The organism is Campylobacter concisus (assembly GCF_003049065.1).
Taxonomy (GTDB): Bacteria; Campylobacterota; Campylobacteria; order Campylobacterales; family Campylobacteraceae; genus Campylobacter_A; species Campylobacter_A concisus_BE.
In genome coordinates this window covers 1-24000 of record NZ_PISC01000004.1, presented here as the reverse complement: position 1 = coordinate 24000, position 24000 = coordinate 1, and the positions used below count along the sequence as shown (strand labels likewise).

The following is a 24000-nucleotide window of genomic DNA, read 5'->3' as shown; positions in this document are numbered from 1 at the left end:
AGTTAGCTCTATTTTTGGGCTAACTTAGGATATACTGCACGCATGGGTATTAATTTAAAATCACAAAATATTAAAATTTATGCGATCATCTTGCTAGCAAGTCTCTTTGTCGTGCTTCTTGGGCTAAATAGCTACAACAATGCAAAAGAAAAGATCATCGAGCTATCTGATAAAAACAACATCGCAGTTAGTAAAAACATCGTTAGCAACTTTCAAATTTGGCTTGATGAGCGCTTAAATTCACTCATCCGTGCGTCAAAATTTATCCAAAACTCTAACATCATAGATGACGATACTAGGGTGGCAAATTTCATAAAGCTCTTTAAAGAAAATGCGAAAGAATTTGATCTCATGCAACTTCTAAGAGAGGATGGCGAGATCTTTGTAGATGGGCAAAAGATCTCAGAAGAGGTGATGTCAAAGCGTGAGAGAGCGGGGCTTATCTGGTATGTCGAGACAAAAAATACAAATGCCCCAAGCGTAAATTTCATGCAAAATCACAAAATTTTAAAAGACTCTACTTTAAATTTATGCGTGCCAGTTGAAAAGGATGATAAATTTGAAGCAGCACTTTGCGGTGTCGTTCGCATAGGCACTATCTTTGATAGTATCAAAAACTTTAGCCTTGCGCCAAATTCTTACTCATTTTTAGTAACTCACAGCGGTGAGATACTCACATCGATGGCCGATGCGACGCTAAAAAGAGAGATCGAGGAGAAATTTAAGGAGCTATTTTTAAAAGATGAAGACATCACTAGCCTAAAGATAGGGCAAAATTTGATCCAAGTAGCCGAGATACCGACGATGAACTGGTTTATCGGAGCTGGCACAAACAACGAAGAAGAAATTTTAGCCATGACAAGAGAGGCGCTAAAAAACGCCCTAAATTTACTCTTTGCCTTCGTCGCACTTGCATTTTTGGCAAACAGCCTGCACAACTTCATGTATAACAAGATAAAAAAGGTGCAAGACGAGTACGAGACCTTGCTGGCGCACAGAGCCAAGATGAGCGAGGCTGGAGAGCTCATAAGTGGCATAAGTCATCAGTTCATCCAGCCAGTAAATTCGCTAAAACTGATGCTAAGCTCGGCGATAATGCTAAAAAAAGAAGGCAAGCTAAGCGATGAGGAGCTTGTAAATTTACTAGAAAAAGGGCAAAGCTCGATCGAGCTTCTTTCAAAAACAATCGAAATTTTTAGAAATTTTTACAAAAGCGCTGAAAACGTGAGCGAATTTGAGATCCAAACAAGCGTTAGAAATTTAATAACACTTATGCACACAGAGCTTAGTCGTGCAAATGTAAGCGTGAAATTTAGCGGATTTGAAGAGATGAGGGTCTGTCAGATAGAAAACATCATCCAGCAAATTTTGCTAATCCTAATCCACAACGCAAAGGACTCACTAGTTGAGAGCTACAAAGATGAGCCGCTAAAACGCGTCATAGAGCTTAAATTTAGAAGCTTTGAAGATAAGTGCTACATCGGCGTTTATGATAATGGCGGTGGCGTGAGCTACGAGATGAGTAAGAAAATTTTTACCTGGCTAAACACGACTAAAAAACAAGGAAATGGCATAGGACTTTACTTTGCTAAAAAGCTCGCACGTGAGAAGCTAAATGGCGATATCACGCTTGTGCACAACCTAAAGCCAACGATTTTTGAGCTAAGCTTTGAGAAGAATTTAAAGGGTTAAAAGATGCAAGAGGCGTTAGAAATTTTAAAAAAAGTATCTATCTTAGTAGCTGAAGATGACGAGATGGCAAGGGAGCTCATCATCACTGGGCTTAAGCCATACTGTGGTCAGGTCGTAGGCGCAAAAGATGGGCAAGATGGGCTGGAGAAATTTAAAAAACAGGGCTTTGACATCGTGATGAGCGACATTCACATGCCAGTGCTAAATGGCTTTGAGATGATGAATGAGATAAAAAAACTAAAACCTCATCAGAAATTTATCGTCTTTACCTCGTATGATAGCGATGAAAATTTGATCAAGAGCTATGAGCAGGGTGCGACCTTGTTTTTAAAAAAGCCTATCGATATAAAGGATCTTAGATCGATGTTAATAAGCCTAAGCTTTGAGCGAGATGAGAAGCTAGTGCGCCTAAGTGATGAGGTGAGTATAAATTTAAAAAGAGAGAAAATTTATAAAAACGGTAGTGAGCTATACCTTAGCTTCTTGCAAAATAAGATATTTTGGCTATTTGCCTACAACCTAAACAAGCTTGTCACCTACGAGATGATAGAGGAATTTGTCTATGAGAGCACCGAGGTGAGCAAGGCTGCTATACAAAATGTCGTGCTTCGCCTAAAACGCGAGCTTGGCGTGAAATTTAAAAACATCAGCGAGAGCGGATATATCTTAGTCGCCAAGAGCGAAAAAACATAAATTCAAAATAGTAAAACTAATATCTTTATCTAAGAATATCTTAAAAGTAGTGATAAATTTATGTTACTACTAGCTAAAATTTATAGAAAAAGAGATGAAAATTTGCAAAATTTGATAGATAAACTTAAGAAAATTTATGTCACAAGTGGGTATAAATTTATGATAGTTATAAATAAAAAACATTTTGATATAAAAAGGCTAAATTTGGTGATAATAAGGCTAGATAAAGGCTTTTTGAATTAAGAATTTATGCGTTTAAAATGAAAAAAATTTTGTGACATTTTTGGGTTATTTTATCAACTACTATACCATTTTGATGAACAAAAACTTAAAATTTTAAAATTTATATAGATAAATATAAAAATTTTCACACATTTATAAAAAATTTACACATTATTAACCCCTAAACTTAGGCTTTTCTTAAGGGTATTGTACCAAAGTACAATATAACTAAATTTTTTTCTTGGCTAAAATCTTGATATAGATCAATAAAATCCAAAGGGAGGCACTAAGATGCAAAAGTTAGGCGTTATCAAAAATATCCTAGGCGGTGAAGTCGTAGCTGTTGATAAAAGTGGCAACGAAAGAGTCTTGAAGGTGGGCGATAGCATTTTTGAAGGCGAAACGATAAAGGCTAATGGCTCTGCAAAAGCAGTGATCGCAGGAAACGACGGCAAAGAGGTCAGCTTGCAAAACGGCGAAAGTCTAAGCCTAGATAAAGAGGCAAATGCACTTAGTGACAACCCAGAGATAGCCTCTATCCAAAAAGCCTTACTAAACGGCGCAAACATCACAGACCTTGAAGAGACTGCAGCTGGTGGCAACCAAGGCGGTGGCAACGCTACTGGAGATGGCGTGAGTTTAGGCGCTGCAAGCTTTGCTGAGGGTGGCCACTACTCAAATATCAATGAAAACTATAGAAATTTAACCGACGCAAATAGAGCTTTTCAAACTCCAGAAAACTCAATAGGCGGCTATAACGATGCAGGCACAGATGCAGATACGACAACTCCTATCTCACCAGCTACGCCTGTCACACCAAGCACACCAAGCACTCCAGTAACGCCACCAACTCCGAGTACCCCAAGCACTCCTGGCGTCACTGTAACTCCAGGCACCCCTTCACCTGCTAATCCTCCAGTCATCACGCCTCGTCCTGGTGCAGTAGAGATCACTACTAGCATCGATCCTGCTACTAGCGAGGTAAGAGAGAGCGGCGCAGGAGCAAATGGCGAGGGCGGACACTACCTTGTTTATAAACTAGGTCTATCAGGCACTCCAGTAAGCCCAAGTGGCGAGACCACAGATCTAGGTTTAAATTTCCTTGGTGGCACTAGAGGAGAGGATTATTCAAGCGTGGTTGAGTACTCGACTGACAATGGAGCGACATTTCAGCCACTATCAGGCTACACGATAACTGGCGTAAATATAGAAGACATCTCAAAAGTGCAAGTAAGGATAAAGGTGCTTGACGATAACGGCCAAGACACCACAAAAGGTCCTTTGCATCACAACCAAAACGAGGGCGAGAACACTGGCCCTCAAGGCATGACTATCGACAACGTACAAAAAACTGATATGGTTGATAATTTTGCTGTATTTAAAGAGGGTGTGAAACTAAGTGTCACACCAAGCAGTAGCTACCTGCTACCAACAACTAATGCAAATATGGCTGAAGGCAAAATAATAGATAACGATGACAACATCGAGCTAAATAAAGATATCAAAGGCAATATCGCAAACCATACAAATTTAAACACAAATGATGGTGATGATACGGTTAGCATAAAAGCAAATTTAGAGAATTTACACTTAAATACCGGCTCTGGTAACGACGTGGTAAATTTTGATAAAGAGGTTACTATTAGCGGCACAGCAAATAGTGGTTCAAATGCTAATAGTACAAGTATAGATCTTTATAGTGGCGATGATGTGGTAAATATCAATGCTGATCTAACCATGAACAAAGCTTCAATTAATCTTGGTGCAACAACAAATGATCCAAACTATAACGCACATGATGCCTCAGGCACTAATGAGCTAAATATAAATGCAAATATTACCGGCATAGGCTCTGACTGGAGAAATAAAAATACTGTTTCTATGGGAGATGGCGACGACAATGTAAATTTTAAAGATGGCGTAAAAGTTGAAAAAGTGTTTATAAATATGAACGCTGGTGAAAATACTGCCAAGGGAAGCCATGTGACCTTAGAAGATGTTCGCTTAGATACTGCAACTAGCTACACAAAAGCTGGCGAAACTAGTAATGTAGAATTTTCAGACTCTACATTTAGAAATGTAGAGATAAATTTTGGCGTAAATACCGCCGCAGATGTTAATCTTGGCGTGCAAAATGTCAAACTTACTAATATCATAGGAGATCACGTCACAGCTAATGCACAAGATCATCTTGAAGTAAAAGGCGGATCATATACTGGGGGCGCTAACTACTTTTCATCTAAAGATATCGTTATAGATGATATTACAGTAGATCAAGCTAGTATTGGTTCATTTAGCGGCGTATCATCAGTTGCAAACATATCAAATTTAACCGCTACAAATAGGGTTGGTTTAAGGTACGGAGACGGCGACGATACGATAAATTTAAATGGTGGTAATATTCTAAGCAAGGCTGACGCTTCAAGCTATGCCGATATAGATACCGGAAAGGGCAATGACACCATAAATTTTAATGGCGAAAACAAATCTGGTGGCTTAAGCATAGATACTGCTGATGGCAACGATACTATAACATTTGGTGCAGGCACTACACTTGGTGGTACTTATACGAGTAGCGATAATAACCTAGTTAGCCACTATGTTGGCGTAAGAATGGGTGCAGGAGACGATACACTAAATATCGACAAGGGTGCTGTGCTTAAAAATGCTGGTATAGAAATGGGTGATGGTAATGACGTTGTAAATTTAAATGGCGGTCTAGAAAAAGCAGGGGGCGGTATGTATAGCCCTGGCGTAAGTGCTATTAACCTAGGTAGTGGCGATGACATCATACATATCGGCAAAGATGCAGTTGTTAATGACGATGCTATGTCTTTTAGAGGCGGATCTGGCCATTTAGAACGTGACGGCATCATCATTCAAGGTGGAGCAGGTACTGATACGCTAGATATTGCTGGAAATATCGACTTTAGCAAGGTAGCTGGCTTTGAAAAACTCACTCTTGGCGGCAGTGAAAACAAGGTAACGCTAAATTTAACACTAGATGACGTGCTAAATATCACAAATGGTAACGGCACTAACCGCACTCTAAGGATAGATGGCGAGGCGGGTGATCAAGTAGATATGTCAGCCTTTAGGAAAGACGGGGTAAATTCTGAAGGATATACAGAGTACTCAGCTACGCATAATAATGGTACGACATTTACCATCGAGATAAAAGACGAAATAGTCTTACACTCTTAAATTTCATGCCCTAGTCTCCCAAACTAGGGCAAATTCTTACAAAATTTCAAATTTTAGTACCATAGTACAATTTACAAAGCTCTTTTAAGATATTAAAATACGTTCAAAATTTTTTAGATAAGGAAGTAAAATGGCAACAAGGATAGGCGTAATCAAAAGCATCTCACAAGGAGCAAATGTAATCGCAACTGCAAAGGATGGCACACAAAGAGTGTTAAAAGTAGGCGATGAAATTTTTCTTGGTGAGACTATACAAACAACTGATTTTGACTCAAAAGTAGTCATAACTGCAAACGATGGCAAAGATATCGCACTGATAGGAAAAGATACTCTAAATTTAGACAAGAGTGTAGCTCACAACGAGAGCTTTGGAAATGATAGCGTAGCTGATGTAAGCGCTATCCAAAAAGCACTTCTTGATGGTGCAAACATCACTGATCTTGAAGAGACCGCAGCTGGTGGTAACCAAGGTGGCAACGCTGGCGGAGATGGTGTAAGCTTAGGTGCTGCAAGCTTTGAAGAGGGCGGTCACTACTCAAACATTACTGATGATTATAGAAATTTACCTGATTCAAACAGAGTCTTTCAAACTCCAGAAAACTCAATCGGCGGCTACAACGATGGCAATGACGCAGGCAATGCAACTCCTGTTGCGCCAGTCATACCTCCAATCAGTGTTGATATCAAAACTTTAACTGATGATTTTGGCACTATAACTGGCGATTATAGCCTAGACGCACCAAGCGTACCTCGCACAAATGACGCTACTCCAACCATAAGTGGCACAGTTGAGCCTACTGCTGTAAGAGCGGTTGTTAGCGTGCTTGACAAGAACGGACACGAAGTCTTTACAAAAACTCTAAATCCAAGCGACTATACTGATGGTAAATTTAAATTTACAACTAATGAGTTAAGTGTAAATGGTAGCCATGATGGCGATTATAAAGTAGAGATAACAGCTACAGGAAGAGATGGCAAGACTGCAACTGATACTGGTAATTTCGTGCTTGATACGCTTGCAAAAATAACTATAAACGTTGAAACAGAGATGAGCCTTGTAAAAGAGTCTGAGATGAGTAGCGGACTAAAAGGAAATTTCTGGTTTAACCACATCTATGAAGAAGAAGGCGTAAGAGGTACTGAGCTAAGAGACTTTAAAAATAAAATACCTGGCGGTTTTGAAAATACAGAATATGCTCATAAAGGTATGAAGCAAAATGACTTTATCGAATACTATATGAATAACACCAAACCTTGGGCAAGCTTTAAAGCAAAAGAGTTAAATTTCCAACAAGGTAAAGGTGGAGATAGGGATAACACTGATAACGACGCAGGAACAGTCTCAGGACTTGACGGCGCTCACAATATGATAGGCAAGATCGATCTTGACGGTAACAAAGTAACTCCAAATGGCGAGTGGGTAGCTCCAAATTTAAAAGCACTTGAGTATTTTATCGACAATGCAAAAGGTAGCGATATTCATCCCCTAAGAGATACTCCTAATGGCAAAAACACAACAGCTGGTGCGATGGTAAATTTAAAAGGCACTATGTATCTTGAGCCAGGGGACTATAAATTTGACGCAAAAGGCACTGACGATAGCGTGAGATTTAAGGTTGATGGCGTTACTATGGTCGATTATGACACTATCCACTCAGAAAATAGAGCCACAGTTACAACTTTACACGTTGATAAAGCAGGTTACTACGACTTTGATATGAGCTATGCAAACTACATCTATTGGGGCAAGCTAAAACTAACAGTTTCAAAAGATGGCGGACCTGAGAGCATACTTGGCTCAGAGGCAAGTGGCATAAAACTAAATTCAACCGACTTTGACAGTTACGTAGATACAGTAACAAGAAATGTCTATAAAGTAACTCAAAAGATCACAGGAACTGTGGATAATGTAGAAGATGGACAGATCGTAACTGTCACATCAAGCACCGGCGAAAGCCATACAGCAGTTGTAAAAGACGGTAAATACGAAGTTGAGTTTAAAACTAGCGATCCAAAAGCGACATACACAGCTAAAGTTAGCGACCTTGTAGGCAACGAGGCAGAGGCAAAATCAACTAAACTAAATAATGTCGCTACAGACCTAATAAATGCGACCGATGATGATGCAAGCAGTGTAAGTGCAAATACAAATACAGGTATAAATGACGCAACTAAATATTATAAATATACAACTGACGACATCGCTCAAACTGATAAATTTTCAACTAATGCACCACTACCAGTACTAAGCGATAAGACTCCGACATTTACGGGCAGCATAGATAGCAGCGCAACTAAAGCTATCATCACTGTTCTTGATAAAAATGGACATGAAGTCTTTACAAAAGAGCTTAGCCAAAGCGAATTTGCAAATGGTAAATTTGAAGTCACATCTAATGAACTAAATGACGGCAAATATAACATCAAAGCAACTGCTGTCTTTTCAAATGGCGACAAGAGCACGATAGTTAGCGAATTTGTAGTTGATAAGACTCCAGTTACTATAGAAAACATCAAGATCATCGAAAATGATGGCGAGGGACTACACCATACGCTTAAATTTAACCTCAAAAACTATGAGGATGGCGATAAGATCGAGAGTATAAAAATCGTAACTGCTGACGGAACTACTAACGTAATCTCTGTTGGCACTACTAAGCCAACTAATGGCGTGCTAAGCTTTTATTACGATCACAAGATAAAGCTAGGCGATAAGATCGAAGTTGAGATGACTGATAAGGCTGGTACAAAATATACTCACGTAAATGAAATTTTAGTTCCAACTATGACGCAGTTTGAAAACGGCAACGACACAACTACAAATGCAAACAACCGTTCAGCTGAGAAGTTGTGGGGCACTATGGAGATGAGTGAGAGTGGTCTTAGAGCTGATGGCTCAAGGATCGTTTCAAATGACGCTATCCCATACCTAAGAGCTGTGATCCCAGAGGATACAACAGCTGGTAATGCTAGCGACAATCAAACTGTAAGTGAGTTTTTAAATAGCGGAAGAGGCATAGCATGGGGCACTGGTGATGTTAGATTTGTAGCAACTAACGTTGATACAGGTGTTTCAAAAGATCTATTATCTCAAGCGATAGAAAAACCAATAGGCAATGTAACGCCTGATCACTACAACAGACTTACAGGCTATAACAACAGACTTGATGCCGCTGGCAAGATGGCTGATGGTGTTTATAAAATTTCTATCGATGGTAAATATCAAGGTGGAGATGAGCTACTTTACAACTCTATCAGATTTACGATCGATGCAACAGCTGCAACGATAAAAGACTCAAATTTAAGCTACGATGCAGCTACAAATAAAACCACATGGAGTGGAAATTTAAGTGAAAATGGAGTTGGTGCAAGCTATACATTAAAACAACACTTTGAAGAGGCGGTAAAAGGCATAGCTCTAAAAGATAGCATCACTTTAAGAGATGCAAATGGACACATCATAGCTGCAAATTCTGTAACGCTTGATGATAATGGAAATTTCGAAGCGGTATTTAACGGCGAAGTAAAAGCAAGCGATGTCTATCTACAAATTTCTGATATCGCTAAAAATACAACAGTAGATGCAGAAAATAACAACAATAATAATGTCATCACAACAAGTGAAGGCAACGACATTATCAATGTTGGAGATGGAAACAACGTGATCAATGCAGGACGCGGTGAAAATGAAATTCGCACAGGCAATGGCAACAACGTAATCATCACTGGCGACAACAACGACGTCATAACCACAGGAAGTGGCAACGACTACATCGACGCTGGCAGAAGTGGCTATACTGGCATGAACAAAGGCGATCTAGTAAATGCTGGCGCTGGCAATGATAAGGTTGTATTTACCTTTGATAATCCAAGAGCAGCTCTATCTCAAAGCCTAGATGGCGGCACTGGCACAGATACGCTTATCATGCGTCCAGTGGCAAAGGATGGCACTATCGACTTTGATAAGATAGACAACAAAGGCTTGAATAACGCGATCAAGAGTTTTGAAGAGATCCAACTTGGCATGGATGAGCATGGCAATGACAATCAAGCTGTTAAGCTACTAAATTTAAAAGCGGATAATGTATTTAGCATCACTGATGATATAAATACTATCTTAAAAATAAGTGGCGACAACAAAGATAGCGTTTCATTAAAAGGATTTACTGAGGCTACAGATCAAACTGGTGTTCAAGCTGGATATACAAGATACGAGGGTCAAACAAGCTCAGCTACTCCGACAACTATCTACATAGATGTGGATAACGACATAAACAAACAACTTGTATAAAATTTGGGCTTTTTAGCCCAAATTCTTCTTTTTAATTTCTATTTTTACTCCCAAAAAACGCCTTTAAAAACCATCTTTGTACCAAAGTACAATATACAAATTTAATAAAAAACACTAGAATAAATCAAAAATAAAAGTAAGGAATAAAGATGACAGCTGTAGCCGGCAAGGTAAAAAGCGTCACATCTGATGTTATAGCGATAGATAAAAACGACCGTGTAAGAGTTCTAAACGTAGATGATGAGGTTTATATAGGTGAGAGCATAAAAGGCGAGAGCCAAAGTGCTAGCGTGACTATCACAGCAGTAGATGGTAGCGACATATCTCTAAATGGATATGACACGATATGGCTTGATAGTAGCGTGGTGAGTGCTGATACTAGCGCTGAAAATAGCATCGATACTGATGCACTTTTTAGAGCGCTTCTTGGAGAAAACTACGCTGAGATACTTGATCAGATGAATGAAAAAGTAGAAGATATGTTTGCAAAAACGCAGCCAAATGAGGCTGAAAATAGCTCAAATAGCCTTGAGAGCAGTGAAAATTTAGCGCACAAACATAGCACAAATGATGAGATTTTAACTGACTCAAATGAGCTAAAAGTAGATAACTCTTACGAGCATGCAAATTTCGACGCAACTACGATATATATCGAGATCGATAACGATCTAAACAAACTTTCATAAATTTGAGCCTCTTGGCTCAAATCTTTTTAAAAACTCAAATTTAACTAACATCTCTTATAATAAGCCAAAATTTACAAAAGGAAAACGATGAAAAAAATTCTAATCATCGCAGGCTCTTGCAATAGCGGCACAGCAGGGCTTCAGGCTGATATAAAGACATGCGCTAGGCTAAATTGTTACAGTGCAACGGCAGTCACTTCGTTAGTTGCTGAGACCACAGACGCGATAAAAAGCGTAGTTTGTTTAGAGCCTAGCTTTGTTAAAGACGAGCTTAGCACGCTCGCGGAGGAATTTAGCTTTGATGCCATAAAGATCGGTATGCTCTTTAGCGAAGAGATAATGGACGTTGTGCATGATTTTTTACTCACTCAAAAGTGTAAGATCGTGCTTGATCCAGTCTGCGTCTCAAAGAGCGGTCACAAGCTCATAAAAGATAGCGCAGTAGAGAAGCTAAAAGAGCTAATGAAGCTTGCTACCGTCGCCACACCAAATTTAGACGAGGCAAATGTCCTTTTTGGAGGGAATTTCAAAGATCTGCCTTGCGATATCATCGTGAAAAAACATGTAAGCGAGGATAGCAGCATAGATACGCTTTATAGAAAAGATGGCTCACTGCAAAATTTCAAAACTCCGCTTGCTAGCCCACTTGTGATGAGTGGGACTGGTTGCACTTTCTCAACGGCGCTTGCTTGCTACCTTGCAAAGGGCAAGAGCTTGGAGGAGGCCATAGGGCTTTCAAAAGAGTATATTTGTGAGATTATAAAAGAGAGTATCGACACAAAGCTAGGCAAAAACCGCCTACTTTGGCACGGAGTGAAGTAAATTTAAGCCTAAAATTTAGGCTTAAATTTGGTAGTTTACGCCTCTAATATCGCTCCATTGCTTGCGTTTGTGACTAGTTTTTGATACTGCCTTAGCCAGCGAGAGGTTAGTGCCTTATCGACTGGTTTAAATTCCGCTCTTCTTTTTGCGATCTCAGCTTCACTTAGGCGAACGTTTATCTCGTATTTATCGACGTCTATATCGATGATGTCTCCGTCTCGTAGCAAGCCTATCATGCCGCCTTCAGCCGCTTCTGGGCTTACGTGACCGATGCTTAGACCCCTTGTCGCCCCGCTAAAGCGACCATCCGTGATGAGCGCTACATCTGCGCCAAGGCCACGCCCCATGATGAGCGAAGTAGGGCTTAGCATCTCTTGCATGCCTGGTCCCCCGCGTGGGCCTTCGTAGCGTATGACGACGACGTCACCTTTATCTACTTTACCGCTTGAAATTCCAGCGATGGCTTCATCTTGTGAGTTAAAGCAGACTGCTTTGCCGCTAAATTTACGCTCGCCAACGATGCCAGCTGTCTTGATGACACAGCCTTGCTCGGCTAAATTTCCAAACAAAATGGCAAGTCCGCCGACCTGAGAATAGGCATTTTCCACCCTGTGGATGACGCTTTCGTCTTTGATGTCGCTGGCACGTACTCGCTCGCCCAAAGTCTCACCACTAACTGTTAGGTTGTCCAAATTTAGCATGCCGTTATCTCTGCGTGAAATTTCTTTTATCACTGCATTCATGCCGCCAGCTCTACCGACATCCTCCATGTGCACGTTTGGCAAGCTTGGGCTGATCTTTGCGATGTGAGCGATGTTTTGACTGATCTTGTTTAGCTCTTTGATGTCTAAATTTACGCCAGCTTCTCTTGAGATAGCTAGCATGTGAAGGACGGTGTTGCTGCTGCCACCCATCGCCATATCAACGACAAGTGCGTTGCGGATCGCCTTTTCATTTAGTATGTTTCTTATCTTAAATTTCTCATCAAGGGCGATCTGGCAAATTCTACGAGCAGCCTGCCTGATGAGCTCCTCACGCTCTGGAGTTAGCGCTAGGATGGTGCCGTTGCCAGGGAGCGCTATACCCATCGCTTCGCAAAGCGTGTTCATAGAATTTGCCGTAAACATACCGCTACAGCTGCCGCCACTTGGACATGCGTTGCACTCGATATCTCTTAGCTCGGCCTCGTCTATCTCTTTGGTTTCAAATTTGCCAACCGCCTCAAACGCAGTCGCAAGATCGATCGGCCTGCCATCTTTTGTGTGACCTTTTTTCATCGGGCCACCGCTTACGAAAATGGTCGGGACATTGACCCTTAAAGCACCCATAACCATGCCAGGGACGATCTTGTCGCAGTTTGGCATACAAACAAGCGCGTCAAGTGCGTGCGCGTTCATCACGGTTTCGATAGAATTTGCGATGATCTCGCGGCTAGGCAAGCTATATAGCATGCCCTTATGCCCCATCGCGATGCCATCATCCACGCCGATGCAGTTAAACTCAAACGGCACACAGCCATTTTTGCGAATTTCATCTTTTAAAATTTGAGCGTATTTGTTTAAGAAAAAGTGTCCAGGGATGATCTCTATAAAGCTGTTTGCAACGCCGATAAATGGCTTAGCAAAGTCCTCGTCTTTTAGCCCAGTCGCACGTAAAAGTGAGCGGTGTGGGGCTCTTGTATAGCCTTTTTTGATTATATCGCTTCTCAAATTTGATCCTTTTTTTTAAAATTTGAGAGGATTTTATCACATCTAAAGTATCAAAAATTTTAAAAGTTTTTACAAAATTTAAAAGAAAATTTTTAATAAGTTTTATAACGCAAATAACACGTTAAATTTAAATCGCTCTTAAAAGATAAGACAGATAAAATGAAATTTGCCTTATTTTGATCAAAATGATATATAAATTGATAACGTAAAATTGTCATACATGTGTCACAAATGTCGAATTTAAGGGCCTTATTGTACCTGGGTACAATATACATGAATTATAAAATTCATTAAAATGCGAGAAAAAATTTAACAAGGATGAAAATGGCAGCAAAACTAGGAAGTATAAAATCAATTTCAGGTCAAACTGAAGTGATCGCAGTCGATAAAAGTGGAAATGAGAGAATTTTAAAAGTTGGCGATAGCTTGTATGAGGGCGAGAGTATAAAGACAACTTCAGCTGATGCGAAGGTAGTCATCGTTGCAAATGACGGCAAGGAGGTCTCTATGGTAGGCGAAGATACTATCTCGCTTGATCCAAAAGAGGCAGCAAACGCACAAAGTGCTAACCCAGAGGTCGCAGCGCTTCAAAACGCTCTTTTAAACGGCGCAAACATCACAGACCTTGAAGAGACAGCAGCTGGTGGTAACGCAGCAGCTGGCGGTGCTGGCGGAGATGGCGTAAGTCTAGGCGCAGCTAGCTTTGCTGAGGGTGGCCACTACGCAAATATCAATGAAAATTTTAGAAATTTAACTGACGCAAATAGAGCTTTTGCTTCATACGATAGCCCAATAGGCGGTTATGCGGATAATAACGACAATGGCGAGGGCGATAATGTTGCGCCGCAAAACCCAGCAACCCCAACAAACCCAGCAGTCCCTGTAACACCAGTAGCTCCAGTTACTCCAACAACCCCTGTTACACCAGTAACTCCAGCTACTCCAGTCACTCCAGCAACCCCTGTGGCACTAAGCGTATCGCTTGAAGGTAGCGGCGAGGCAAGAGAGGCGACTCCAAACGAGTATCTAGTCTATAATCTCGGCCTATCAGCTGCTACAAGCTCAACTACGCCTACTGATCTAACACTAAATTTAAGTGGCGCAAGTGCTGGCAGAGACTACTCAAACGCTATGGAGTATTCACTTGATGGCGGACATAGCTGGACGCCGATACAAAATGGCGGCACGATAAGCGGCGTCGCGCCAAGTGATATCGCAAATGTAAAGGTTAGAGTGCAGGTTATCGACGACTACGGTCAAACAGCAGGTAATCAAAACGAGGGCACAAGCAGTGAGGATCTAGGCGCAAATATCGCTCCTGGCATAAAAGACTACGGCGTTTATAAAGAGGGCGTAACTCTTAGCGTGACTACAAATAACGCTGCTATCACATCTGGCGAGGCTGAGGGCAAGATCATCGATAATGATGACAATATAAATATCACAGAAAATATAGATGCATCTACAGAGGGCTTAAACCCTGCTCTTGTAAATTCTGACCCAGACAATGGCAACACTATGAAAACTATCATAGACACAAAAGATGGTGATGATACGATAACCATAAAAGAGGAAGTCTATTTTTCAAGTGGGTTATATGATCTAAAAGAAAATGCCAATGATGTTATAAAAATGGGCGATGGCGACGATGTGTTTAATACAGAAAAAGATGCTGTTGTAGAAAACACTAGGATAGACCTTGGAAACGCTGGCGGAGAGAAAAATCAAGATACACTCAATATAAATGGAACTGTTATAACAGATACAAGATTTACAAGTCACGATGGCAATGATGTATTTACTATAAAAGATGATTCTGGTCCAAGCCTTGGTAGTACTATTTTAGACAATGTCTTGTTTAAAACAGGAAGTGGCAACGACACTGTAAATATCGAAAAAAGCGATAATCATCAGCTTATAAAAAATACCAAAATAGACACCGGTGCTGATAACGACACCGTAAATATTAAAAGCGACATGTATGCTTACGTTACTAATAACGGAACAACTGACGAGACTGAGTATGCAGGAAGCAGAACTGATAGCTTTATAAAAACAGGCGAGGGTGACGACACTATAAATGTAACTGACGCAAGTATCAGTAGAGTTGATATCGATACAGGCGACTCAGACACAGGTGATATGTTAAATTTCATCAGTGCAGGTATAGAGAACTCAGAGATCAAAAGTGGCAATGGCAATGATAAAATCGTACTTCAAGATGCTAAAGCAGATGTCATGGATATCTACACAGGCGAGGGCGATGATAGCTTAACTATCAAAGGCGAGACTAATATCACAAATAGTGCAAATCCTAGCAAACCGATCACAGATGCTATAAGCTCACCAGCTCACGTGGCAAATCCAGTAGCTAACCAAGCTGGAATTTACTCAAACTACATAGAGATGGGCAAAGGTCGCGATACACTAACTATTGAAAGAGGCGCTGAAATTTCAAACACTAAGATAAACACTAGCTCAGCTGATGCTGGAGTAGGTGACGATAGAGACAGCGTAGATGTTACTGGTGCTAAATTTAACAACGCTGCCATTGAGACTGGATATGGCGATGATGTGATAAATTTAAAAGATGTCACCATGATCTCAAACGATGGATATAGCACATATATCGGCGCAGGCGGCGGAAATGACACTATTAACGTCTCTGGAAATAGCTCATTTGACAAGGCTATCATCTACACAAACGGCGGAGATGACCATGTAAATGTCGATGGTGATGTCTCTATGGTGGATTCAAACATTATGCTTGAAAATGGCAACGTAACGCTAAATGTCGCAAAGGCTACTGGTCTAGTTGATACAAACATAGAGGGTGCAGGCGTTGGAAATGCTGGTGTAAAAACCGTGACTATTGATAACGCTGAGCTTAGAAGGGTCACCATAAATACCGCAGATGACGGCGATAGTGTGACTATTGGAGCTGGCACTCATGATAATACTGATGTTAAAATTTTCACTCAAGGCGGAGACGATACGATAAATATCAACTCTGATCTAACTGGCACATCAAGTGTAAATTTAAGTCCAGCTGCAGGCGAAGCTGCGCATGACTACGATACATCAAACATCAACTCAGGCAAAGGCAACGACACTATCAATATAGCTGATAACGTGACACTAACCAACACCTACCTTTCAGGTGGCGACGGCAATGACTTAGTCGATCTTGGCAAGGACGTAAGCCTAAATGGCACTGCTATAAATGGAGGCGATGGCATAGATACGCTAAAAGTTCATGACGCATCATTTAATACGACAAATGCTGGCAAGATAAGTGGCTTTGAGGTGCTTGATATGTCAGATATTAATGCTGATGCTAAATTTATATTTCATAATGCCTCAGATATCGCAAATTTCATAAAAAATGTCGGTGGAGAAGGTGCGACATCGTTAATCGTAAAAGGTGTAGAAGGTGTTGGTAAATTTGAAGAAGGCTCATCTGAAATAGCAAGTGCTGGTAAAGAAGATAGCAATGGAAACCACGTATATAGCGTAAATGATGGCGGTCAGACATTTACTCTTACAATAGAAAATGATATCACTATAAATCCTTCAATGTAAAATTTAGACCCATTTTTTGGGTCTAAACTCCCCTTGCTTCATTTAATAAAATTTTTTATACAAAAAGCCTAAATTTAGGCATTTCTTTTGATAATCAATATAATTTATATTTCAATGTGATTTAAAAACGCTTATTAAAATCCAAAAGTCAATTTTTTTAAGAAAGGATTAATATGAGCGTAGAAGTAGCCGACAAAGAGGGGTTAAATTTAAGCGGTGGTGTGAGCCAAAATGACCCTCACGTGAGAATCATAGAGGAGATAAAGTCGCTTGAGATACTTGAGCCCAAGAATTTTCTTGCTGAGCTATACGGACGAAGGGTGGCAGATGCAAGGCCAAAAGTGCAGGATCAAATTTTAAACATTGCAGACGCAACCACTAGTGCAAACGATGTGCGTTTTGACAATGGCAACGACATAGTCGATATGACAAGATCTATCGTAAATGATGCCAAGATAGACGCAGGAGATGGCGACAATAAGCTAAGAATTCACGATAATATCGAGGTTAGAGGGCTGAGATTTGACGCTGGAGCTGGCAACGACGAGATAGAGATAAGAAACAATGTCGGCATAAAAGATCATACGCTTTTATATACAAATGACGGCGATGATAGCGTGAAAATTTATGGTGCAACGATGGAAAATGCTGCCATTCATACAGGTTTAGATAACGACATTATAGATATCCAAAGATGTGAAATCAAAAATGGTGCGGATATAAGACTTGGCGGAGGAAATGACACTATAAATACCGACTGGGTGGGCTTTTTTGGTGATACGAAAATTTCTCTTTCTAGCTTTACTAATCCAAACGAAGTAGATACGCTAAATATGGACAATACCATCTTTAACGGACACACTACTATCGAAGCGAATGATGGCGAAAAGACCACTATGAATATAAAAGTGTGCGGTGGAGACGGCGAGATAGATATAAAAGGCTCACACGCAAATTTAGACCATACGCCGCTTTTTGATATGAATTTTCTTGGGCCAAAATTTATGGGTGACGTTAAATTTGACGGCAGAAACAACAAGGTCAATATGCACATAGACGACTCAGAATTTCATGGTAAAAATAACGAATTTTACTTCTCTGATAATCAAAATGATACTTTAAATGTGACATCAGCTATCATAAAAAATTCTAAATTTTATCTAGGTGGCGGAGACGATACAGTTAGTTTAACTATGACAAGAACAGATATAGATAATAATACTCAAATATTTGGTGGCAAGGGCTATGATACTCTTGTACTTGATAATAATATCGACTTCTCAAAGGTCTCTGGCTTTGAAGAATTAAAAGTAACGAGCGGTGCTTATGTGACATTAAATGGCAATGATTTGGCTCATTTGAGTGACATTTTAGACAATGGCTCTAATGTAGTTAAATTTAGCGAGGCGCATGGCACTGTAAAACTTAATGGTTTTAGCGAAACTAGCGGAGCAGAAAATGGCTACCACAGATATGAAAGTGCCTATAATACGCACTTAGCAGACGGTAGTGATCGTCAAGGCACAGTCTATATAGATATAAAAGAAGACATTCACGTCGATCTTTAAATTTTAGATCCCTTTTGGGATCTTGCTTATATTTATCAAAAATTTAATTTTTAAAACCCACTGCAACAGCGTAATCTTAAGAATTAACATCATATTTACATTACTTTATATTTAAAAGAAATATTTATAATGTGTCAAATTGATTTTAAAGGAGGCAGCGATGGCTGTTAAAGTAGGTGTTATTAAAAACATTCTTGGCTCCAAGGAAGTAGTAGTTATAGACAAAAATGGCAACGAAAGAGTTGTTGTCGCGGGAGATAGTTTATACGAGGGCGACATTGTTAAAGCAAACGGCGCAAAGGTAACTATCGCATCAAACGACGGCAAAGAGTTTGAGCTAAAAGATGGCGAAACTCTAAATTTAAATAACGACCTTAGCTCAGACAAAGAGGTAGCAGCTATACAAAAAGCCCTTTTAAAAGGTGAAAATTTAGCAAATCTCGAAGAGAGTGCCGCTGGAGGCAATAGCGGTGGCAGAGGCGGTGACGGCGTGAGCCTTGGCGAGACAAGGTTTGAGCATGGCGGTCATGAAAGCTCTGATGTATCAGCTAGCTTTAGATCACTTTCAGATACTTTTGGCGCTGTAAAACTAACTAACCAAGAGGTAAAAGGTGGCGGTAGTGATGTTTTTGATGGTTCAGATAGTGATATAAATTCTGCCATTGCACCTGTAGCCCCAGTTGAGCCATCACAACCAGAAAATCCAACTCCAACTCCGCAGCCTAAACCGGTTGAGCCAGTAGAGCCTAAACCAGAACCAACTCCAGAGCCACAACCTAAACCAGAACCTAAACCAGAGCCGACCCCACAACCTGAGCCAAAACCTGACGAGAGCAAAGATATAGTTAAAAATATCTCTGTTGAAAACAAGTCAGAATTTGGCTATGAAAAGAGCTCAGACGACAAATCATACCTAGAGTACAACCTAAAAGGCGAAGTAGCACAGGCTGACGCTGATAAAAAGGTAGATGTGACGCTTAAATTTGGCGGAGAGGCAACTACTGGCAAAGACTATGAAAACGCAGAGTACTCACTAGATGGCGGTAAAACTTGGCAAAAGCTAGATGATAGTGGCGTGATAAAAGATGTAAGAGCTGGCGATATAAATAAAGTAAGCGTTCGTGTTGAAGTGGCAAACGATCACGACCAAAATGAAGGCACACTTGATCCATCAGAGAAAATTTTCACAGATGCAGATAAGGGCGTAGAAAATAATGGCTACTTTAAAGAGAGCGTTTCGCTAGAAGTTAGCATAGGTGGCTTAAAAGCATCAAATAGCGAAAAGATCGTAGATAATGATCATGATATCACTGTAAATAACCAGTTTAATAATGATAAATCTTTTGACGTTACATTTAAAGATAATGGCGACAATACACTAAATTTCAAAGATGCGACGATAAACCACAAAGCTGGTGACGTGGCTAGTACTATAGTCTTTGGCGATGGCAGCTATCTTAATGAAGGTAAAGATACCATCAATGCCGATAACTCAAATTTAAACTGGCTAAACATCAACACCCAAGGTGGAAATGACACTATAAATATAAATGGTGGAAGACACGAGAGACTTCACGTCGAAACTGGTGCAGACAACGACACTGTAAATTTAAACGGCGGAACTTACATAGGCACCGATCCTTATCAAAGTGGCTTCACGCTTGATAGCGGAAACGATGTATTAAATTTAAATGGTACAAAAGATGATCATGTAAAAATGACAGATATGTACCTAAGAACTGGCTCAGGCGAGAAAGATGAGATAAATATCAAATACGCTGATATCGACTCAACATATAAAAATTCAGCCAACCACATCGAGGCAGAGGCGAAAAACAATACTATAAATGTTGAAAACTCAAATTTAAAGGGCATCAACATAGGTACAGAGACAAACACAGGTACCGACGTAAATAGAAACCCACTAAATTTCGATCTAAATTTAAGATCATCTACTCTTGATGATGTAAATCTCAACACTATCTACAAAACTCACGTAGTAGTTGAAGATACAAAGATAAATGGCAGCTACCCAGAAAATGCCACAAAGTGGAATTTTGCAGATACAGATGATACTTTAGAGCTAAGATCAGGTACATTAAACGATATGACGGTTAATCTTGGCAACGGCGAAGACAAAGTCGTCGTCTCAAAAGCTATGAAGCTTGATGGATACACCATGATAAATGGTGGCACTAGCTATGAGACCGATACGCTTGTGGTTGATGGCAATGTTGATTTTAATAAATTTAAGAGCTTTGAAGAGCTACAAGTGACTGGCAACGAGAAGGTCAGCCTAAAACTAGAAGATCTATATGATATGCTTGACATTAAAAATAATGATAGCAAACATATCTTGGCAGTTACTGAGGCAGCTGGCGGAGTAGAGCTGGCAGGCTTTAAGCTTTCAGAGTTCGGAAGAGGTTTAAAAGAAGGCTTTACAAGATATGAGGGCGACTTTAGTCTTCAAGAAAACGGCAGATCTTATACTACCAAAGGCTATATAGATGTAAAAAATGGTATCAATGTCGATCTTGGTACTAAGCTAGAGCCTACTCCTGTTGAGCCAGTCGAGCCTGTAAATCCAGCTCCAGCCCCACAACCAGAACCTAAGCCAGAACCAAAACCAGAACCTAAACCTGAGCCAAAACCACAGCCGACACCTGAACCACAGCCTACGCCAGAACCTGAGCCAGAATATATAAATGAATATGACTCAAAATATGTAAAAAATATAGGCATATATGGTAAACAAGGCTTTCAGATCGAAAACCATGAAAGATCGAATATGTGGGAACATAACAATTTAATATTTGAGCTAAGGGGTGAAGTGGCAGAAGCCGATGCGGATCAAAAAATCGATGTGAAGCTTAAATTTAGTGGCAAGGCGACTTACGGCAAAGACTACGATAAAATTCAGTACTCACTCGATAATGAAAACTGGATAGATCTAGATAGTAGTGGCGTCATAAAAGGTCTAAGAGCGGGCGATATCAACAAAGTAGTTGTTCGTGCAAATGTAATAGACGATAAAGAACCAAATGAAGGCAAGCTTTTATCTGAAGATGAAGATAGTGGAATATTTTATTATCAATGGGATAAAGAAAAGTTATTTAAAGATGCAGATAAGGGCGTTGAAAACAATCACTACTACAGCGAGAGTGTGATCTTAGAATTTAGTATAGATAACGCTAAATATACGTATGAGGGTGGCATCATAGATAATGACCATATAACAACTGTAAATAGCGAATTTCACAACGACAAACGCTTTGATGTAGAGTATCTTCAAAATGGAGATAATGTCTTAAATTTCAACAATGCAACCGTAAGTCATAAAGAAGGAGAAGAACCTAGTAAGATCCATTTTAGTGAAGTATATAGTAACTCTGGAGACACTGAGGTCAATATCAATAGTTCAAATTTAAATTGGCTTGATATTAGAACTAATACTGGAAAAGATAAGATTGATATCAATAACTCAAATTTAAATAATGTCACTATCGACACCCGTAACGAGAACGATACTATAAATATAAATGGCGGAACGCACGAAAAAGTTGAGATCAATGCGGGCTTTGGCAATGATGTCATAAACATAAATGGTGGAGTTTTTAACAAAGAGACCATCTATCTTGGCATTAACAGCGATATCTTAAATATAATAGGTACAAAAGCTGATCATGTAAAAATGACAGATATTGACATAAGCACTAATGCTAATAAGCTTAATGGTGCCTTCCAATTGGTTGGTAATGAATTAATTAAAGGCGATGAAGACGTTATAAATATCAAATACACTGACATTAACTCAACAACATCAGCAGAAAAAAGTGCGATCTATGCAGGATCATCAAAAGGTACTATAAATATAGATAGCTCAAACCTTGATAACGTAGAACTAAATGGAGGCAGTAGAGTCCCTTCATTTGGAGAAACTTATCATACAGATATAAATTTAAAGTCATCTACCCTAAAAGATGTAGATATCATGGCTTATATAAATGAAATGCATGTGGTAGTTGAAGATACTCACGCATCAGCTAGTGGTTTGCCAGCTGAACACCATGCGAACTGGATTTTGAGTGGACATGAAAATGCAAAAGATTATTTGGAGCTAAGATCTGGAAGCTTAACTAATATTAAAATAGATCTATCGGATGGCAGTGATAGTGTCTTTATATCTAAAGATATGAAGCTTGAGGGTGGCACTAGCATTCTTGGTGGATACTCAGACAATAGAAGTCGCTATGATCACGATACGCTTTTGGTTGATGGTCAGATAGACTTTACAAAGGTTAAGAGCTTTGAAGAGTTAAAGGTTACTAGCAATGAAAAGATCACTCTAAAAGCTCTTGATATAGCTGATATGCTTGATGTCGGACACGAACATAGTAATAATTTGCTCCAAATAACCGAGGCAAGTGGCGGAGTAAAACTTGAAGGCTTTAGTAAATCTGCTGCCAACGCAGTAGAGGGCTTTGAAAGATATGAAGCGAATTACGGCACAACTACAGCTTATATCGATGTGAAAGAAAACATCCACGTCGATCTTTAAAATTTAGACCCTTTTTGGGTCTAAATTTCTTCTATATAAATTTGCAAATATTTTTTCTATAAATTCTATTATTCTTTTAAAATTTACTATAATCAAATAAAAACATTTGTAACTTAAAATATCATTAATCAATTCTTATTAGAAAATTAAAATTTATATAAGCGTCATAGAAATATCATCTATTAATTAAAAAAAATTCTATAAATGTAACATATATTAAAATAATGTAACTATATTGTACCTAGGTACAATTTACAATTTCTCCTAATAGTTATAAAATAATGCCAAAATTAATTTAGCCCAAAAGGAATTAACATGGCAAAGAAATTAGGCACAATCAAGTCTATATCGGGTTCTGCTGAGGTTATCGCAGTAGATAAAAGTGGTAACCAAAGAGTACTAAAAGTTGGTGATAGCCTTTATGAAGGTGAGACGGTAAAAACAACTTCAGCTGATTCTAAGGTTGTGATAGCGACAAATAATGGAAAAGAGCTATCAATGATCGGCGAAGATACACTAAGTCTCGATCCAAAGGCAACTGCTGCTGATTCACAAGTAGCAGCACTTCAAAAAGCATTGTTAAATGGTGCAAATTTAGAAGATCTAGAAGAGACAGCAGCTGGTGGCAATAGCGGTGGTCGTGGCGATGGCATGAGCCTTGGCGAGACTAGATTTGAGCATGGCGGACACTACTCAAACATAAGCGCTAGCACAAGTGCTATCAATCCTTTAGGCGCTGCATCTTTTGCAGGTCCAGCTGAGGGTAAAAGTGGCGGTTTAGATAGCGGTCGTGGTGGTAGTGATGACGATACAGCAGGCACTGGTACTACTATCGATCCAGAAACTACTAGAAAACCAAGCAACCCAGAAATTAAATTCCCAGAAGATACAAACAAAGATGGCAAAATTTCTGATGATGAAAACAAAGCTGGTGACAATGATGCTGGTAAAACAACAGTAGAAGTTACTATAC

General features: G+C 39.6%; 12 protein-coding genes. 11 read left to right on the top strand and 1 reads right to left on the bottom strand.

What is annotated here, in order from left to right; genetic code table 11:
* The first annotated feature begins 42 nt into the window (after positions 1-42).
* From CVS81_RS04310 to CVS81_RS04280, 7 genes are all read left to right on the top strand, one after another.
* A complete protein-coding gene (locus CVS81_RS04310) occupies positions 43-1692 on the top strand; it encodes a sensor histidine kinase (protein WP_107965201.1) in 1650 nt (549 codons plus the stop codon).
* A gap of 3 nt (positions 1693-1695) precedes the next feature.
* Entirely contained in the window at positions 1696-2385 is a 690-nt protein-coding gene (locus tag CVS81_RS04305; protein ID WP_107965200.1) for a response regulator transcription factor, read from the top strand.
* 60 nt (positions 2386-2445) lie between these two features.
* Entirely contained in the window at positions 2446-2628 is a 183-nt protein-coding gene (locus CVS81_RS04300; protein ID WP_107965199.1) for a hypothetical protein, read from the top strand.
* A gap of 270 nt (positions 2629-2898) precedes the next feature.
* Positions 2899-5811: a retention module-containing protein gene (locus CVS81_RS04295; protein ID WP_107965198.1), complete on the top strand. Its 2913-nt coding sequence runs from the start codon at positions 2899-2901 to the stop codon at positions 5809-5811.
* Between the two features lie 130 nt (positions 5812-5941).
* Positions 5942-10102, top strand: coding sequence for a hypothetical protein (locus tag CVS81_RS04290; RefSeq protein WP_107965197.1), 4161 nt, complete (start codon positions 5942-5944; stop codon positions 10100-10102).
* Positions 10103-10251: 149 nt separating this feature from the next.
* Positions 10252-10788, top strand: coding sequence for a hypothetical protein (locus CVS81_RS04285; protein WP_107965196.1), 537 nt, complete (start codon positions 10252-10254; stop codon positions 10786-10788).
* An 87-nt stretch (positions 10789-10875) separates the two neighbouring features.
* Positions 10876-11610, top strand: a complete 735-nt coding sequence (locus CVS81_RS04280) for a hydroxymethylpyrimidine/phosphomethylpyrimidine kinase (protein WP_107965195.1) — start codon at positions 10876-10878, stop codon at positions 11608-11610.
* Between the two features lie 35 nt (positions 11611-11645).
* Here the strand turns inward: CVS81_RS04280 and ilvD are convergent, their stop codons facing one another.
* On the bottom strand, positions 11646-13319 hold the full coding sequence (gene ilvD, locus CVS81_RS04275) for a dihydroxy-acid dehydratase (protein ID WP_107965194.1): 1674 nt from the start codon (positions 13317-13319) through the stop codon (positions 11646-11648).
* Positions 13320-13643: 324 nt separating this feature from the next.
* Here ilvD and CVS81_RS09845 point away from each other — a divergent pair, with 324 nt between their 5' ends.
* From CVS81_RS09845 to CVS81_RS04255, 4 genes are all read left to right on the top strand, one after another.
* Positions 13644-16901 carry a retention module-containing protein gene (locus tag CVS81_RS09845; RefSeq protein ID WP_199907148.1) on the top strand — a complete coding sequence of 1086 codons (3258 nt, stop codon included), beginning with the start codon at positions 13644-13646 and terminating at the stop codon, positions 16899-16901.
* 173 nt (positions 16902-17074) lie between these two features.
* Positions 17075-18469, top strand: a complete 1395-nt coding sequence (locus CVS81_RS04265) for a hypothetical protein (RefSeq protein ID WP_107965193.1) — start codon at positions 17075-17077, stop codon at positions 18467-18469.
* Between the two features lie 160 nt (positions 18470-18629).
* Positions 18630-23027 (top strand): hypothetical protein, encoded by a 4398-nt coding sequence (locus tag CVS81_RS04260; protein ID WP_107965192.1) that lies wholly within the window; start codon positions 18630-18632, stop codon positions 23025-23027.
* Between the two features lie 315 nt (positions 23028-23342).
* Positions 23343-24000 (top strand): retention module-containing protein (locus tag CVS81_RS04255; RefSeq protein WP_159070960.1); only part of this gene is annotated, 658 nt, incomplete at its 3' end.

Coding starts and splice junctions, on each gene's coding strand:
- CVS81_RS04290 (WP_107965197.1), top strand. CDS start 5,942: ATGGCAACAAGGATAGGCGTAATCAAAAGCATCTCACAAGGAGCAAAT.
- CVS81_RS04305 (WP_107965200.1), top strand. CDS start 1,696: ATGCAAGAGGCGTTAGAAATTTTAAAAAAAGTATCTATCTTAGTAGCT.
- CVS81_RS09845 (WP_199907148.1), top strand. CDS start 13,644: ATGGCAGCAAAACTAGGAAGTATAAAATCAATTTCAGGTCAAACTGAA.
- CVS81_RS04285 (WP_107965196.1), top strand. CDS start 10,252: ATGACAGCTGTAGCCGGCAAGGTAAAAAGCGTCACATCTGATGTTATA.
- CVS81_RS04260 (WP_107965192.1), top strand. CDS start 18,630: ATGGCTGTTAAAGTAGGTGTTATTAAAAACATTCTTGGCTCCAAGGAA.
- CVS81_RS04300 (WP_107965199.1), top strand. CDS start 2,446: ATGTTACTACTAGCTAAAATTTATAGAAAAAGAGATGAAAATTTGCAA.
- CVS81_RS04310 (WP_107965201.1), top strand. CDS start 43: ATGGGTATTAATTTAAAATCACAAAATATTAAAATTTATGCGATCATC.
- CVS81_RS04265 (WP_107965193.1), top strand. CDS start 17,075: ATGAGCGTAGAAGTAGCCGACAAAGAGGGGTTAAATTTAAGCGGTGGT.
- CVS81_RS04295 (WP_107965198.1), top strand. CDS start 2,899: ATGCAAAAGTTAGGCGTTATCAAAAATATCCTAGGCGGTGAAGTCGTA.
- CVS81_RS04280 (WP_107965195.1), top strand. CDS start 10,876: ATGAAAAAAATTCTAATCATCGCAGGCTCTTGCAATAGCGGCACAGCA.